The organism is Maribacter litoralis, from assembly GCF_003075045.1.
In the GTDB taxonomy this organism is placed as follows: Bacteria; Bacteroidota; Bacteroidia; order Flavobacteriales; family Flavobacteriaceae; genus Maribacter; species Maribacter litoralis.
In genome coordinates this window covers 254,454-269,117 of the sequence record NZ_QCZD01000001.1, presented here as the reverse complement: position 1 = coordinate 269,117, position 14,664 = coordinate 254,454, and the positions used below count along the sequence as shown (strand labels likewise).

General features: G+C 33.9%; 17 protein-coding genes. 9 read left to right on the top strand and 8 right to left on the bottom strand.

Annotated features, from left to right (window positions below; translation table 11 throughout):
- The first annotated feature begins 51 nt into the window (after positions 1 to 51).
- Positions 52 to 339 (top strand): hypothetical protein, encoded by a 288-nt coding sequence (locus DCS95_RS01275; protein WP_116769041.1) that lies wholly within the window; start codon positions 52 to 54, stop codon positions 337 to 339.
- Positions 340 to 404: 65 nt separating this feature from the next.
- Here DCS95_RS01275 and DCS95_RS01270 read toward each other — a convergent pair whose 3' ends face one another.
- A complete protein-coding gene (locus DCS95_RS01270; RefSeq protein WP_116769040.1) occupies positions 405 to 821 on the bottom strand; it encodes an OsmC family protein in 417 nt (138 codons plus the stop codon).
- Positions 822 to 852: 31 nt separating this feature from the next.
- Entirely contained in the window at positions 853 to 1,962 is a 1,110-nt protein-coding gene (locus DCS95_RS01265) for an alkene reductase (RefSeq protein ID WP_116770109.1), read from the bottom strand.
- Positions 1,963 to 2,173: 211 nt separating this feature from the next.
- Between DCS95_RS01265 and DCS95_RS01260 the strand changes: the two genes are divergently transcribed.
- The 5 genes from DCS95_RS01260 (at position 2,174) to DCS95_RS01245 (ending at position 6,705) form a co-directional block, all read left to right on the top strand.
- Positions 2,174 to 4,423, top strand: a complete 2,250-nt coding sequence (locus tag DCS95_RS01260; protein WP_116769039.1) for a TonB-dependent receptor — start codon at positions 2,174 to 2,176, stop codon at positions 4,421 to 4,423.
- 79 nt (positions 4,424 to 4,502) lie between these two features.
- Entirely contained in the window at positions 4,503 to 5,345 is an 843-nt protein-coding gene (locus DCS95_RS01255) for a helix-turn-helix domain-containing protein (RefSeq protein ID WP_116769038.1), read from the top strand.
- A gap of 90 nt (positions 5,346 to 5,435) precedes the next feature.
- Entirely contained in the window at positions 5,436 to 5,612 is a 177-nt protein-coding gene (locus DCS95_RS20160) for a hypothetical protein (protein WP_164674099.1), read from the top strand.
- 109 nt (positions 5,613 to 5,721) lie between these two features.
- Positions 5,722 to 6,255 carry a carboxymuconolactone decarboxylase family protein gene (locus DCS95_RS01250; protein ID WP_116769037.1) on the top strand — a complete coding sequence of 178 codons (534 nt, stop codon included), beginning with the start codon at positions 5,722 to 5,724 and terminating at the stop codon, positions 6,253 to 6,255.
- 63 nt (positions 6,256 to 6,318) lie between these two features.
- Positions 6,319 to 6,705, top strand: coding sequence for a hypothetical protein (locus DCS95_RS01245; RefSeq protein ID WP_116769036.1), 387 nt, complete (start codon positions 6,319 to 6,321; stop codon positions 6,703 to 6,705).
- 66 nt (positions 6,706 to 6,771) lie between these two features.
- Here the strand turns inward: DCS95_RS01245 and DCS95_RS01240 are convergent, their stop codons facing one another.
- Positions 6,772 to 8,325 carry a DEAD/DEAH box helicase gene (locus DCS95_RS01240; protein WP_116769035.1) on the bottom strand — a complete coding sequence of 518 codons (1,554 nt, stop codon included), beginning with the start codon at positions 8,323 to 8,325 and terminating at the stop codon, positions 6,772 to 6,774.
- A 117-nt stretch (positions 8,326 to 8,442) separates the two neighbouring features.
- Here DCS95_RS01240 and DCS95_RS01235 point away from each other — a divergent pair, with 117 nt between their 5' ends.
- Positions 8,443 to 9,030, top strand: a complete 588-nt coding sequence (locus DCS95_RS01235; protein ID WP_116769034.1) for a pseudouridine synthase — start codon at positions 8,443 to 8,445, stop codon at positions 9,028 to 9,030.
- Here DCS95_RS01235 and DCS95_RS01230 read toward each other — a convergent pair.
- The 3 genes from DCS95_RS01230 to DCS95_RS01220 form a co-directional block, all read right to left on the bottom strand.
- Positions 8,996 to 9,958 carry an EamA family transporter gene (locus DCS95_RS01230; protein WP_116769033.1) on the bottom strand — a complete coding sequence of 321 codons (963 nt, stop codon included), beginning with the start codon at positions 9,956 to 9,958 and terminating at the stop codon, positions 8,996 to 8,998. The genes DCS95_RS01235 and DCS95_RS01230 overlap by 35 nt on opposite strands.
- A 15-nt stretch (positions 9,959 to 9,973) precedes the next feature.
- Positions 9,974 to 10,432 (bottom strand): cold-shock protein, encoded by a 459-nt coding sequence (locus tag DCS95_RS01225; RefSeq protein ID WP_036154395.1) that lies wholly within the window; start codon positions 10,430 to 10,432, stop codon positions 9,974 to 9,976.
- A 1,278-nt stretch (positions 10,433 to 11,710) separates the two neighbouring features.
- A complete protein-coding gene (locus DCS95_RS01220; RefSeq protein WP_164674098.1) occupies positions 11,711 to 12,493 on the bottom strand; it encodes a hypothetical protein in 783 nt (260 codons plus the stop codon).
- Between the two features lie 151 nt (positions 12,494 to 12,644).
- Here DCS95_RS01220 and DCS95_RS01215 point away from each other — a divergent pair, with 151 nt between their 5' ends.
- The gene (locus tag DCS95_RS01215) at positions 12,645 to 13,274 is read left to right on the top strand and encodes a GntR family transcriptional regulator (RefSeq protein ID WP_116769031.1); all 630 of its coding nucleotides are present in this window, start codon (positions 12,645 to 12,647) and stop codon (positions 13,272 to 13,274) included.
- Positions 13,275 to 13,279: 5 nt separating this feature from the next.
- Here DCS95_RS01215 and DCS95_RS01210 read toward each other — a convergent pair whose 3' ends face one another.
- Complete coding sequence (locus DCS95_RS01210; RefSeq protein ID WP_116769030.1) at positions 13,280 to 13,879, bottom strand: hypothetical protein; 600 nt, start codon at positions 13,877 to 13,879, stop codon at positions 13,280 to 13,282.
- Between the two features lie 3 nt (positions 13,880 to 13,882).
- Entirely contained in the window at positions 13,883 to 14,371 is a 489-nt protein-coding gene (locus DCS95_RS01205) for an RNA polymerase sigma factor (protein WP_116769029.1), read from the bottom strand.
- 146 nt (positions 14,372 to 14,517) lie between these two features.
- Between DCS95_RS01205 and DCS95_RS20155 the strand changes: the two genes are divergently transcribed.
- Positions 14,518 to 14,664: a hypothetical protein gene (locus DCS95_RS20155; RefSeq protein WP_164674097.1), complete on the top strand. Its 147-nt coding sequence runs from the start codon at positions 14,518 to 14,520 to the stop codon at positions 14,662 to 14,664.

Sequence of the window (14,664 nt, the reverse complement as noted above, 5' to 3'; positions counted from 1 at the left end):
TGGTTAAGGATAGAAATACTAGCTTACAAACAACTTATTAAAATGTTATTTATGAAAAGTGAAGATAAAAATACAAGCTATAATTCTGATGTAACTACAGATGACTTACAGGCTTTAGGAGAAAAGGTTAAGAACACAAGAACCGACAGAGGTGATGATAGCCAACTTAACGATAGAGAAAAGGATGTAGATTTTGCCGGAAAAGATTTGGACATACCCGGAAGAGAATTGCCGCAAAGCAAAACTCAAGAAACGTTAAAAGATGAGGAAAACCAATTGTATAGTCAAGGTGGACCTGGTAATGAAGATTTAGAGCGGAATAGGGATCACATAAAATAGTATTCAACACGTATAAAAATAAAAAAGCAGCCAATGGCTGCTTTTTTTATACCGTAAACAGCGTTTTAACTTAAATGAGATTTCAGCTCGATTTCAGCTTTCAACAATTTTGAAATAGGACAAACCTCTTTCGCTTTTTCTGCAATTTCATTGAATTTATCAGCTTCTATGTTAGGCACATCACCTTTTAATTCAAGTATAACCTTATTAATTTCGCCGTCTTTAAATTGAACATTTGCCTCAACATTTAGCGAATTCGGTGTAAAACCTTCTTCGCCTAGTAAAAAACTTAATTGCATAGAGAAACAGCCAGCATGTGCTGCAGCTATCAATTCTTCTGGATTTGTGCCTTTACCGTTCTCAAATCTTGTATTGTAGGAGTATTGTGTGTCTTGTAGAACAGTACTTTCTGTAGTTAAGGTTCCTTTTCCTTCTTTTCCGCTACCTTTCCAAGTTGCGAATGCTTTTCTTATAAAATTCATATTAGGATAATTTACTAGTTACAATTTGTTTTTATGCGTGTTCTTGTTGTTGGTTGTAGGTAGGATAATCTAAATACCCTTCTTTTCCTCCGGAATAAAAGGTGTCATCGTCCCAATCGGCTAATTCATATCCATTGGCAAAACGCTCTACCAAATCCGGATTGGAAATATATAATTTGCCATATGCAACGAGATCTGCGTTACCTTCTTCAATCACCTTATTACCTGACTCCTGATCAAACCCTGCATTGATCATTAAAGTACCATTGTAAAGTGGTCTAAAATGTTCAGCAATATTTTGTACTGCATACGGTATATCGGATACATCGGTGAAAGGTTCCGATAAGTGAATATATGCCAAGTTATAATCATTTAATTTTTTAATGATATATTCAAATGTTGGTATGGTTTCTTCATCCATGGTAATACCGAACATTCCGTCTAAAGAAGGGTTGAACCTTGCTCCTATTTTTTCTTGTGGTATTACTTCTTTTATGGCATCTAAGACTTCAAAAAAGAAACGGGTTCTATTTTCTATGGTTCCACCGTATTCATCAGTTCTGTGATTAGAAGTTCCATTAAAAAATTGATGGAATAAATAACCATTGGAAGAATGTATTTCTACACCGTCAAAACCAGCTTCTACAGCATTCTTTGCGGCACTCTTAAAATCATCAACTGTTTGTTTAATTTCATCAATACTCATGGCTTTAGGGGTTACCGTGTCTTTAAAACCTTCTGGGGTATAGCTTTGAGCGTTTGGGTTTATAGCCGACGGAGCTACAGGTAAGTCACCATTATGAAAATCTGGGTGAGACATACGCCCAACGTGCCATAGTTGAATAAAAATCTTACCCCCTTTATCGTGAACTTCTTTGGTAACTTTTTTCCATCCATCTACCTGTTCTTTGGTGTGAATTCCTGCGGTATTAACATAGCCAACAGCCTGCTTAGAGACTTGTGAGCCTTCCGTAATAATTAATCCAGCAGAGGCTCTTTGTTTGTAATATGGTACATGCAAATCTTCTGTAGGTATATTTCCGTCATTGGTAGCTCTACTTCGTGTCATAGGTGCCATCACCACCCTATTTTTTAAGTCCAGATTTTTATGGTAAGGGGTTAATAATACTTGTGTGCTCATATATTTTTTATTTTGAAAATGCATAGTTTATACCTCAAAGTTCCTACTATTAATGGTAGTATTTTGACTCTTATCGTTAAAACATTGTTATAAAGCGTAAAAAGAGGGAGTTCTTTTTTACTAAGGCATATTTTTGATTTTATAATTTTTAAAACCTTCTAAGTTTTTTGTCGTAAGTATTTTCAAAGACAACCTTTCTAAAACTAATTTTATGAATTCAAGTAGCAGGGTATTTAAACTGTTCAATCTCATTTTATTTTTCAGTATTATAACAAGCGCCAGTGCACAGAGCTTAAAAGGTAAAGTGACAGATAATAATGGTGTAGCCTTAGAAAATGTTGGCATTTTTAATCAGACTAGCGGCCAACATAGTCATACCAATTTATCAGGGTCATTTTCACTTCCTTCAACACAGGTAAACGATTCAGTATATTTTTCAAACTTAGGATTCAAAACCTTTGTGTTGGTGGTTGAACCAAAACATTTCAATGGAAATGTACAAATTGCTTTAGAGGAATCAAGTATCAATTTAGATCAAGTAGAAGTAATTTCTAAAGTTGATGCCATGAGTAGAATTGTAAATATTGATATACAGAACGATCCGGTAAAGTCATCACAGGAAATTTTGAGAAAAGTACCAGGATTATTAATTGGTCAGCACGCAGGTGGAGGAAAAGCAGAACAGATTTTCTTAAGAGGTTTCGATATTGACCACGGTACAGATGTAGCTATTAGTGTAGATGGTATGCCAGTGAATATGGTATCACATGCGCATGGTCAAGGTTATGCCGATTTACACTTTGTAATACCGGAAACTATAAATAACATAAATTTTGGTAAGGGATTGTATTACGCCGATCAGGGTAATTTTAATACTGCTGGCTATGTAGATTTAAGCTTGAAGAAAAGCATAGATAAAAGTATGGTGTCTTATGAAGCCGGACAGTTTAATACCAATAGATTCGTGGGTCTATTTAAGGTATTGGAAGATGGTAAAAGCGATGCCTACCTAGCCTCTGAAGTATATCTTACCGACGGACCATTTGATTCGCCTCAAAATTTCAATAGAATAAATGTATTAGGTCGATATAATTATAGGGATATAGGTAAGGAAGAACTTACATTAACGGTATCTCATTTTCAAAGTAAATGGGATGCTTCGGGTCAAATTCCACAAAGAGCCGTAGATCAAAACGTAATAGGTAGGTTTGGTGCCATTGACGATACTGAAGGAGGACAAACCAGTAGAACAAATGTAATGTTGAACCACACAAAATTTTTGGGTGAAGACCAATTCTTAAAAACTAGGGCTTTTATAAGCAAGTATGATTTTGAATTGTTCTCCAATTTCACTTTCTTTTTAGAAGACCCAGTAAATGGCGATCAAATACGACAGTATGAAGATCGAACGATTATGGGAGCTGAAACTGTTTTTGAACAAATCAATATAACTGTAAGAGAAGATGATATCTTTACCTATTCTGCTGGTGTAGGTTTTAGAAATGATAATGTAGATGATGTAACACTAGAACATACGTTAAATAGAAAAACAGTGTTGGAGCAATATGCATTTGGCGACGTAGATGAAACAAATATGTACGGTTTTGTTGATGCGGAATATAAAACAGGAAACTGGACCTTTAATCCATCTGTACGATTAGATTATTTCAATTTCGACTATGAGAACAAACTAAGCGAACTTTACGACAATAAAAGTGAAAGTAAAGCTAAAGTGAGTCCTAAGTTGAATACACTATACTCGGTAAATAGAAATTGGCAGCTATTCTTAAAAACAGGTCTGGGATTTCATTCTAACGATACACGTGTAGTTACGGCAAACGAAGGTAGGGATGTCTTACCGACCGCTTATGGTGTAGATTTAGGAACCATTATTAAACCTACAGATAAATTGGTTTTAAATGCCACTTTATGGGGACTGTTATTAGATCAAGAATTTGTTTACGTAGGTGATGCAGGTATTGTTGAGCCGAGTGGTAAAACACGTAGATTAGGACTTGAGCTTGGTGGTCGTTATCAAGTATTGAATTGGTTGTATCTATATAGTGACGTCAACTACACTTATGCAAGAAGTACAGAAGAAACGAGCGGTGAAGACTATATTCCCCTAGCACCGGATTTCACGGCAGTAGGCGGACTATCAATTACCGATTTAGGCAATTTTTCTGGGAATTTGAATTATAGATATTTGGGCGATAGGGCTGCGAACGAAGACAATAGTATTGTTGCAGAAGGATATTTTGTAACGGACTTAAACTTGAACTACAATATTAAAAACTGGACGGTTGGTGTAATCGTTGAAAACTTATTTGATACAGAGTGGAACGAAACACAGTTCGCTACAGAAAGTAGATTGTTCAATGAAACAGCATCGGTTGAAGAAATTCATTTCACTCCCGGAACTCCGTTTTACTTAAGAGGAAAGGTTTCTGTGAGGTTTTAAAGAAGTTGTTGTTTAAAGGTTTTAAAAGGATGATTTGTTACTTCTGTAATGAATCATCCTTTTTTTAGACCAAAACTTCATGCAAGAAATTTTTAAAGATTTTAGTACCGGCGGATTACTTAAAGTCGGTAATGAAGTTTTATTGGAAAGTTATAGAAAGCCCAAACAAGCTGAGCTCTATATTTTTGTTAGAACTACTAGTACCAAAGCCGAGATTACAGTTGATGGTATACCTTATATAATTTCAGAACATAGTTTACTTGCATTGACCCCAATTCAATTTATTCATTTTGTGGATGGTAAAGATTTGGTTGTTTATCAATTTAACCGTGAGTTTTACTGTATAAAAGATCATGATCAAGAGGTAAGCTGCGCAGGACTATTATTTTTTGGCAATGCACATTTTCCATTAATAGATTTAGGAGAAAATGAACAACGAAAATTCAATACGTTACATGATGTTTTTGTAGATGAATTAAGTACGGAAGATACTATACAAGCAGAAATGCTGCGTTTGCTAATGGCGCGTTTTATGATTATGAGTACAAGGCTGCTAAAGGCAAAAGAAGGATTTGGTAATCCTAACAGTGATGTAAAAATAGATTTGCTAAGAGCATTTAATGTTTTGGTAGAAGTACATTTTAAAGAAGATCATTCGGTTTCCTTTTATGCAAGTAAACTATTTAAGTCTCCAAAAACCCTTTCCAATACTTTTGCAAAATTTAAAACGACTCCGCTACAAATAATACATGAGCGCATAGTACTTGAAGCCAAACGGTTACTGATCTATACCGATAAAACCGCTAAAGAGATTGCTTATGAAATTGGCTTTGAAGATGCATCGCATTTAAGTCGTTTGTTTAAAAAAATTACAAACCTCTCTCCTTCTCAATTCAAGAAACGCCTAGAAAAAACCAGTTAGGGAAGAATTGACAACTACAAGGGTAAAATTGCCCGTTTTAAGATTCATGATTGCTAGATCTTTGTGCTGTAGAATTATAACAGTAAAGACATGAATTTAAAACACAAATCAATTTTCAATTTAATAGAAATATTTACTTCTAGAAGAATAGAGGTGTCAAACACCGTCAATGTAAAAGAACATTGTGAACACAATCATATATCAGATTTCTATTGTGATTCTGATTCATCATCTGGATTAACACGAGTATTCAATTCATTGTTCTAAAGGAAAAATTGACAAGCCAATGGGAATTTCAAGCATGATAAATACCTGTTAGTCAGTCTACCTTTGTGACAAATTTAATTTCAAAATAAAATAATAAAAAAACATAATCATGAGCACATTTAATGTACCTACCAGAGAAGAAGTAAGCGAAAACAATCAAGCGATTTTCGACAATCTTAAAAAAGCTTTAGGCTTTGTACCAAATTTATATGCAACGTATGCTAATAGTGATACCGCATTAGAAAACTACTTGAATTTTGCAAATGCCAAAACTTCATTATCAGCTAAAGAGAAAGAAGTCGTCAATTTAGCAGTAAGCCAAGTTAACAATTGTATTTACTGTTTATCGGCACATACAGCTATTGGTAAAATGAACGGTTTTACAGATGAACAAATTTTAGAGCTTAGAGCAGGAAAAGCATCTTTTGACTCTAAGTTGGATGCCTTGGCTCAATTAGCAAAAAACATTACAGAGAATAGAGGGGGTACTGATGAAAAAATTTTAGAAAACTATTTTGCTGCTGGTTATACAAAAGCAAACTTAGTTGACACCATTTCATTAGTAGGAGACAAAACAATATCAAACTACATCCACAGTACAACACAAGTACCCGTTGATTTTCCGTTAGCTCCTTCATTATAAACAATTTCACAACTAATTATTAATAAACATTAAAACGGGGTAACACCTATTAAATTTAAACACATGAAAAAAGTATTATCAATTTTAGTAATCGTATTAGCATTTTCTTTCAACGCAAACGCACAAGATAAAATGATGAAACAGCCAGTTAAGAAAATTGCTTTAGAGCAAACAACTGGCGAATTCACGCAAAAATCAATTACAGTTAGTGAAGGCACTTATATTTTTGACGTTGCAAATAATAACGTAGGTAAAGATGTGGGTCTGGTTTTAGTAAAGAAAGGTATGGATGCCTCTAAACCAGAAAACCATATTCAAACTGCATATGTAACTGCGGCGGTGAAAAATAATACAGTAGGTCATTCTAAGGCTACAAAACTAGAAAAAGGGGAATATGTTTATTTCTGTCCTTTGAACCCTACACCACAATATAATTTAATTGTAGAGTAAACTAAAAGATCTTTTAAATAAAAAGGGCTGTTCATTTAAGAACAGCCCTTTTGAATTTTGTACTATTTAATCCTCTGGTGGATGTCCATGAATTTCTTCAAAGACCTTATCAAAATTTTCACGTAAATAAGCGTTCAATTTCTTTTGGTAATCGTCTTTTAACCAGCTTAAGAAATTATACGTGCTTTTACTGATACACTTACCATAAACGTGTATTCTATTATCAATATCTTCTTTTAATAGCTTAGCCAATGCAATGGCATCATACACATCTTCACTATTTTCAATACATATGTAAGCGTGTTGGGCAATAGATCGTTCAAGAACTACTTTAGATGATTCACCCGCAAAAGTAGCTGTCTCGTAAGTCTCTTTTATATCAAAATACGTTTCTTTGGAGTTTTTGAACTCCGCCTTAACTTCTTCAGATAGGTCAAGTTTAAAATCGCTTTCAATGTCTTCATCGTCACGAATACGATCCATGTAGTAATTGGGAGATTTAAAAATGGCTCCCCAATCCAAATCTGCTCCCCAAGGACCAAATCTGTATAGATTGTTACCTAAATCTATAACCGTAAACTTAGATTTATTGTTCAATACCCTAGATCCCCTACCGATCATTTGGTAGTACAGCGTCAATGATTTTGTTGCCCTATTAAGAATAATAGTATCAATAGTAGGTTCATCAAAACCAGTGGTTAAAATACTTACTGACGTTAAAATAGCATCAGGCGTTTCTTTAAACCATTTTAATATTTGCTTTCGCTGCTTCTTTGTAGCAGTATTATCAAGGTGCATAATGTTTAAACCTGCAGCTTGAAAAGTATGGTAAACCTGAATAGAGGTTTCAATACCATTATTAAAAATCAATGTTTTTTTACCTTTTGAATGTTTGGTATAAGCTTCTAAAAGCTTACTTAACATTGCCGGACTCGTATATAAATCAGCAGATGATTTAACGGTATAATCACCATTAGAACCAATTTCCAAAGAAGTTAGTCCCATATCATAATGAAATACTTCTGCCCTTGCCAAGAAATCATTGGCAATTAAGTTTTCTATAGTTTCACCAGGTATAAGTTCATCATAGTTTTTGTTCATTGGTAAGTCCTTATTAGAACTTAACGGCGTAGCTGTTACGCCAAGAACAAATGAATTTTCAAAGAACTTAAATAACTTGGTAAAAGAATTGTAGTGAGCCTCATCTATAATAACCAAACCGACATCAGAAATATCTAATTGGTCATCGTTTAATCTATTGTTCAACGTTTCAACCATAGCAACATAACAGCTATAGCGCTCTTGATCATCAAGATTGGCTTTACTGTTTACCACTTTATTGACAACGCCAAAACTGGTCAGCATGGCAGATGTTTGGTTGCACAGTTCAATACGGTGGGTCATTACCAAAACCTTTTTATTATGGTTTTTAAGGTACTGACGTACTATTTCCGAAAAAATTACGGTTTTACCACCACCTGTAGGTAATTGGTATAGAAGGTGATAATCATCTCGTTCTGAATCGAACTTGTCAAATATTTGTTGAATTGCTCCTTGTTGGTAGCTGTAAAGTTCTTTATCTGTTTTTCTGTCCTGTAGTTCAAAAACTGTCTCTTGCATAAAATCTTCTCTGGAGTGTGCAAAGGTAACAATCTCGCTAGTTTATTACTAATTCATGGGTTAAAAAGGGTATCTTTTGCGACCATATGTAATAGAAATTAATTGTAATAGGTAAAATTGAAGGAACATTTTCATTTTAAAATATACAAACCAGTGGGTATGCTAAGCCAAATATCTTCCGGTGAAGACCGTCAACTTCGTAAAAAGCGATTTTTAAGTGAGCTTTTTAATTTTCCTGAAGGAATAATGCCCATAGGTAGGTTGGATGAGAAGTCTGAAGGATTGTTATTAATGACTACCGATGGGAAATTGAGCGATACCATTAATAGGTTGGGTATTGAAAAAGAGTACCTAGCCCAATTAGATGGCATCATTAATTCTGATGCGATTGAAAAAATTGCAAAAGGCATTAACATTGGAATCTTTGGCAAGAAATATACCACCAAACCTTGTTCCGTAGTATTGTTAAAAGAACCACCTACCCTACCCGATGCACATTCTTCATTGAGAATAGGCAGGCACAGACCCACAAGTTGGATCAGCATAACTATTAAAGAAGGTAAATTTCGTCAAGTACGTAAAATGACTGCTGCAGTGGGCTTTCCAACCCTTCGTTTAGTACGAGTACGAATAGGTACTATAAGGTTAGAACATATGAACCCCACAGAAGTTAATGAGGTAACTCTTGATCCGATATCTTTTTAGGAATACGTTTCCCTGAGAATCTAGAAAGAATAGTAAGGCTTTTTTTAGTGTTTATAAAATACACGCCAGTTAGTAAAACAACCGAAGCCATAACAGATTGTACGGTGATGGTTTCATTTAAAAAATACCATCCTAAAATCATAGCTACTATGGGATTTATATAAGTAGATGTTGCTACTTTCTCTGGAGAAACAATACGAAGTAAATAATTGAACGCCGTAAAAGTAATGATACTGCCAAATGCAACTAAGAGTAGCATTGACCATAACACTTTTGGACTCCAAGTAACTGGTGATGTCCAGTTTTCTCCAAATAGGGTACTGATAACGAGTAGAGATAATCCGCTTGTTAGCATTTGATAACCGGTATTGACAAAGAAATTTTTGGGCAAGACAGCTTTACCAACAAATAGGCTACCATAAGACCAGCTAAGCATACAAATAAATATTAGTACCATACCCAGTATGGCACCTTCTTGAGCAATAACCTCTTTTTGACTTACTAATAGAAAAATACCGGTAATGCCTAGAATAACCCCAATGATTGACATGGGTTGTATTTTTTTGCCCTGCAAGATACGCATCATGAGCAATACCACTAAAGGTTGTGCCGATACTTCAAGTGCCGCAAACCCACTGTCCACATATTTTAAAGCCCAAACCACTACTCCATTCCCAAATGTGAGAAACAGAAAACCGGCAATAAAAGTGTTTTTAAATTGTTGTTTGGTGATTTTTAATGAGAAGCCTAAAATTTTTGAAATAATAAAAATTAAGCTTCCGGCAGTCACAAAACGAATACCTGCCAACATAAAGGCAGGTAATTCGGTTACTGCAATTTTATTCCACAAATAGGTAGACCCCCAAATGAAGTATATGGCAAAAAATGACAATACGACCAGAACGGTGTTACGTTGCATTTTTGCCATTGAAAATTTTGTGTACTAGATTTTCTTTACACGAACAGCGTTCATGCCTTTCATGCCTTTTTCCAGCTCGTAAGAAACCTTGTCGTTTTCCATGATTTCATCAATAAGTCCGCTAACGTGAACAAAATATTTCTCGTTATTTTCAGCGTCGATAATGAAACCAAACCCTTTGGTAGTATCAAAGAAAGAAACTTTACCGTTTCTTACCGGATCAAATTCTTCTACATCTCCTTCTTCTTTCTTTGGAATACCTAGAACGATATCTTCTGCTTCAATTTCTACTTTCATAGCAGGATCTGGCGGTGTATCTACCAGGTTTCCATTGAAGTCTACATAAGCAAGAGGAATACCAGAAGTACCATTTTCTTTTGCAGCCGCTTTACGGGCTAGCATTTTTTTCTTCTTTTCTTCGCGCTTCTTTAAGCGTTTTTTTTCTTTTTCAGTTTTATTAAATGTTTGTTGCGATTTTGCCATTCGTAATTTTAATGATAATAATAGATTTTACTGTAAAGGGATTGAAATACGTAGTGACGTTGATAACCAATGGAAAGCATATGGGTTAACTACGATGTCATTTGTTGTAAGGTCATTGCAGATATTATATGCATCCCTCTAAAGTTCTACAAAGATATGATTTGTATTTCAATTATTTAGCATTACTGGCACTCAAACTGCCAAAGTTTTAAAAGACTTAAAGTTAAATTCAATTTTAAGATACATTATAGTGAATGATTTTACTTGTTAAGACTTAAAAAGTTCCATTTCACCTTTCCGCCAGTTCCTAATTACAATTATAACTGTTAAAATTTAAAATTTAATAAATATTTTAAATAACTGAATATCAAGTCTTTGAGATAATTTTAATTTATTAAATTGTTAAAAATAGTACCTTTTTATGCATAGTACTGTAACAAAAAATATTAATGGTCGTCTAGTAAGTATAACAGAATTATTAATCATCAATTAAAAACAATATATCATGAGAACTTTTATTAGAAACACACCAACGGAATCAAGAAGAAATGCCTTTTTAACTGCATTTAAAAACAGTAAACGTGTTCAATGGGTAGCTAGCAGACAGTTTACACATTAATATTCAGCACACATCATATCAAAAATCAATTAATCATCAATCCATCTGACTAATCACCAGATTTAAAAAACGAACATCATGAGAACTTTTATTAGAAACACACCAACGGAAACAAGAAGAAACACTTTCTTTTCAAGCTTTAAAACAAGTAAGAGAGTTCAATGGGTAGCTAGCAGACAGTTTACATATTAATATTCAGCACACATCACACCAAAAACAATCAATCATCAATCCATCTGACTAATCACCAGATTTAAAACGAACATCATGAGAACTTTTATTAGAAACACACCAACGGAAACAAGAAGAAACACTTTCTTTTCAAGCTTTAAAACAAGTAAGAGAGTTCAATGGGTAGCTAGCAGACAGTTTACACATTAATATTCAGCACACATCACATCAAAAAACAATCAATCATCAATCCATCTGACTAATCACCAGATTTAAAATACGAACATCATGAGAACTTTTATTAGAAACACACCAACGGAAACAAGAAGAAACACTTTCTTTTCAAGCTTTAAAACAAGCAAGAGAGTACAATGGGTTGCAAGTAGACAATACACCCATTAAGAATTTAAAATAATTCTTTGAGTTAGCTAAAAAAAAGGGATAAGACCTACAAGTCTTATCCCTTTTTCAATGTTCATTATTTTGATTTAATCCTCTAATGTAATTTCTTCTTCTACTCCATTTGGGTAGGTAAGCAAGGCAATATTATCACAAGTGTTATCTCCAAAATCAACATTTACCGATAGTCCATTTTTAGAAACATCCATATCACCACTAGAAACATAAGAACAAGATATTTCACTTGTTAATGCGTTATTAACGTTTACATTATAAGTGTTACCTTCAAAAACAACGGTCCAACTGCCTTCGATACTATATGTAGTGGTATCATTAAATGCAATTGTTGTAGACTTGGTTCCGCTGTCAGATATAATTGAGCCATCTTCCATTTCTACGGTCATTTCACTGGTAACCTGAAAAGTTATGGCACTATCATTTGAATTTGTACTAAACGAAAATGATCTGGTTCCATTAATTTTTATTTCACCGACGTAGAAGTCATCATAGCTTGCTGTAAAAGAACCAGTTTCACCCTGTTGGTCATAAGTAACGCTTAAAGTACCATTTACATTTTCTGTTCCATTTAATACACAGTTATTAAAGGTTGCCACATAACCGGTATCTGAATACACGGCACTATAACATTCATTACTTGTAGATTTACCCGTACTTCCGTTATTTGAAGATAACTCATATAACGCCAGATCAATACCACCGGTAATTTCATCGGTTTCTAGAACCGCTTTTAGTTCAGTTTGGGTTAATGTTACCTCTTCTGCAGTAGTATCATCATCACTACAGCTATAGGCCATTAATAATACTCCGGATAAGAGAATACCTTTTTTTAAATAGGATGTTAGATTTTTCATGTTTAATTGTTTGTAGGGTTGTATAGTCAAAACGATAAAAACGCTTACATAGTATGGTCTAAGGGTACTTTTACAGACTATAATTCCATCATTTATAATAATGTTATCCATATACCAGTTATAATCGTATACGATATACTATATTTAATGTATGCTAGTTAAAATAAATTTGAGGGATCAAGTGCGCGATTATCTTTTATCTGAAATGATTACCGGTAATTTGAAAATAGGCAAGACCATTAATTTGGCGGCACTTGCCAGGCATTTAAAGGTTAGTGTTACCCCTATTCGCGAGGCATTGACCCAACTTCAACAAGCACATATAATTAAAGCGATACCCAACAGAGGTTTCATAATTGCAGAACTAGACGTAGAAGAAGCTGAAGATTTATATGAATTGGTAGCTAATTTGGAGGTAATGGCGATTGAAAATTCTGAATTTAACGAAGAGCACATCATAAACTTAAAAAAGCAACAAGAGGTTTTTGAAAATGCGCCAAATGCCATAAGTAGAATTCAAGCTGATCTTGAGTTTCACAGGTTGCTCACCAAAGGTTATAAAAACGAGTTGGCATTAAAAATTCTGAATGACCTAAAAACACGTTTGTTCTTCTATGAACATGCTTTTACTAATGATGATTCTTTCTACAACAAATCTGATAATCAGCACGAGGCGATAATTTCTGCCATCGAAGATGACAATGTACCAACCGCCTCTCTCCTATTAAAAATGAATTGGATGCTGATTTTAAATTATATTCAAAAGAAGCTTACCGAATAATTCGCTTACTCCAAATCTTGCAAAAGCTCTTGTGCAGATTGGGTAATCTTTTTATACCCTTTGTATGCCCAATTACAGAAAAAAGCCATGGCAACCAATGTTATGGTCAAAGTAATAATTTGTTCCGTTTTTAAACTATTTAGAAAAACGTTCTTGTTAGAAATTATTTTTGAGGTTACCGGTATAATGAAAAACAAGCCGATAAAACCAACCACAATTCCGATCTGTTGCAACCTGAGCAATCTATTTTTTGTATGCACGTATACTTTAAGATTCTCTTTGTAAGATCCTTTTAAAATATCGATATTCTTGATTTTTTTAAGGGTTGATAACACCGAAACCGGCAATACAATTAAAAACAAGAGCGTAAATGCCCCACATGCCTGCAAATACCAAGTATCTAATTTGTTAAAGTTAAAGATTACAAATAATGCGATTGCGAAACATACCAATGCGCCTAAAGATTCGTATTTGGTAATAGTAGTGAATTTGTTCTGATATTTCTGTTTTGTCATGTCTAATATGATTTTGTTCGTTAATTTTTTTTGTTGGTCTAATTCATTGCTCATTTTTGTCCAAGCAGATTGTAGTTCTTCTAATTCCATGATTTATTTATTTGTCATGTTCGTTTTTAATTTTTTCTTTACTCGAGATATTTTTGTACCCACATTACTGGCACTCAAGCCCGTAATTTGTGCTATTTCATTATAACTTTTACCTTCTAGCAATAGAAAAATGAGTCCTTTTTCTAACGTATTCAGGTGTTTTAGATGCTGATAAAGTAACCGTAACCGTTCTTCGTAAACTTCATCATGGGTATCAGATTCGTTAATAAAGACTTCAGCAACTGGAACGGAATCTGGTCGTCTTTTTTTCTTTTTTATAAATGTGATAGATGTATTCATTGCCACGCGATACATCCACGTTGTTATTTTGGCATCATTACGAAACGAATCAAAATATTTCCAAAGTTGAAAGATTACTTCTTGAAAAAGGTCTTCTTGATCTTCCTTATTATCAGTGTAAATTGAAGTCACCTTATACAAAAGTCCTTGATGTTCTCGTATTAAATTTGTGAAGACCACTTCTTTCTGCATCTCTTAAAACTTATTTCCCCATTAGTATGTTGATTTTCTCATTTGTCACACTTTCAGGTAAATTCTTTTTTAAATTAGGGTAAATTAATTCTAACTCGTACAACATGAGACACATATGTACGTTTTATTAAAAAAATATACACGATATGCAGTTTTTAAATCCTGAGATAGAAGCATTGACAAAAAGAAAAAGCACACAAAGCTTGGTCAAGAAACAAGTTTCATGTGGCATTTTTCAAGATGTAAAGGATATTCCTGTAGTTGAAGAAACCGTTGTACTTAAAAAGGTATAG